General features: G+C 62.9%; 2 protein-coding genes. One reads left to right on the forward strand and one right to left on the reverse strand.

Translation table 11 applies throughout. From position 1 onward, the window contains the following. Positions 1-73 precede the first annotated feature (73 nt). Positions 74-862, reverse strand: a complete 789-nt coding sequence (locus ACP7DE_RS27920; RefSeq protein ID WP_426075174.1) for a GPO family capsid scaffolding protein — start codon at positions 860-862, stop codon at positions 74-76. 136 nt (positions 863-998) lie between these two features. On the opposite strand from ACP7DE_RS27920, the gene ACP7DE_RS27925 reads away from it, so the two are divergent. After that, on the forward strand, positions 999-1,567 hold a 569-nt coding region (locus tag ACP7DE_RS27925; protein ID WP_426075176.1), incomplete at its 3' end, for a terminase gpP N-terminus-related DNA-binding protein.

Raw genomic sequence — 1,567 nt, forward strand, 5'->3', positions numbered from 1 at the left:
GACCTGGCGCGTTTGCTTTTTCATAAATCAGTGCTCCGTTGTTGAATGGGGTATTGGTGGATGGCGCGCGCGCTTAAAACTCGGTCTGCACGGCGCCGTCGTTGCCGGTGGCGGCCGGGTGGCGCGGGCCGTTGCCGGGCGCTTCGTCCATCTGCGCCCTGAAGGCGGCCAGCTCGTCCTGCGTGACCTTCAATGCCGTTTCGGTTTTCTCCAGGCGCGCCAGGGTGCCCGTGTAGTTGTCGTTGACGGTGACGACGTGGCCGGCCAGCGCCTGCACCGCTTCGCTGATGTCGGCGAACTGCGCGGCGTCGGTGCCGGATTTGTTCGAAAAGCGCGACAGCAGGTTTTTCACGGCGTCGGCCAGCTTGATGCCCTGCGGCTCGTCAAATTCCAGCGTCACCTCGACGGCGGACGTAAACAGGTTGGTGCTTTGCTGCTTGCGGCCGGCGGAAAATTGCAGCGCCTCGGTGCCCAGGCTGGCCGGGCTGTCGGTGACGCCCAGGCCGACCAGGTAGGGCTGCGACGAGTCGGCAAAGTCGGGTTGAATTTCCAGGCTGGTGTACAGCTTCTGTTTCGCCTTGTTGATGGCCACCAGCTCCGGCGTGGGTTCGATCTGCGCGAACAGGGCCAGTTTCTTGCCGCTGTCCGTGTCCACTTCCTCGGCCTTGACCGCGATCACATCGCCGTAGGCTTTGAACTGGCTGTCGGGCAGGATGCCGCGAATGTGCTCGAGCCAGATGCGCGCGCCGTAGGTTTTCGGGTTGTAGGTGGCGGCGATCTGCTCGATGGTGGCGCGGTCGATGTTGCGGCCGTCCGTGGTGGCGCCTTCGGTGGCGACGCGGAAGAATTTCGATTTGGACATGGTGGGCGTTCTCGGTTGATCGGATAACGCCATGGTCAACGTCTTGGCGCTGCGATTCAATGCGGTGCGGGTTGCTATGGGCCATAGCGACTTTTGCCTTTCCCCGCTCCGCGCGCGCGCGGCCTACGCTGGCGGCATGCTGACAATCGAGAAAACAAGCGAACAAACCCCCGACGAGAAAATCGCCGAACTGGCCGTGCCCGAATCCGAGCCGCGCCGTGCCGCGCGCGCTCTGTACTGGAAGGGCTGGCGCATTTCGTCCATCGCCCGCCACCTCGGACTTAAGCGCAGCACCATCAATAGCTGGAAGCTGCGCGACGAATGGGACAAGGCCCAGGCCATCGAGCACGTCGAGGCAGCGGCCGAGCTGCGCCTGGTGAAGCTGATCGAAAAAGAGGTCAAGAGCGGCAGCGATTACAAGGAAATCGATCTGCTGATGCGCGCCATCGTGCAGGCGGCGCGCGTGCGCCGCTATGAGCAGCCGGGCGGCAACGAGGTCGATCTCAACCCCAAGCTGGCGAACCGCAATGCCGGGCCGAAGAAGAAGCCGACCCGCAACGATTTCAGCGAAGAACAGAAAATCCAGCTGCTCGACGCCTTCCAGGATTCGCTGTTCGATTACCAAAAGGTCTGGTATCGCAACGGCGACCAGCGCACGCGCGCCATTTTGAAGTCGCGCCAGATCGGCGCCACCTGGTACTTCGC

The organism is Janthinobacterium sp. DSP2-3-3 (genome assembly GCF_049897325.1).
Classification (GTDB): domain Bacteria; phylum Pseudomonadota; class Gammaproteobacteria; order Burkholderiales; family Burkholderiaceae_D; genus Janthinobacterium.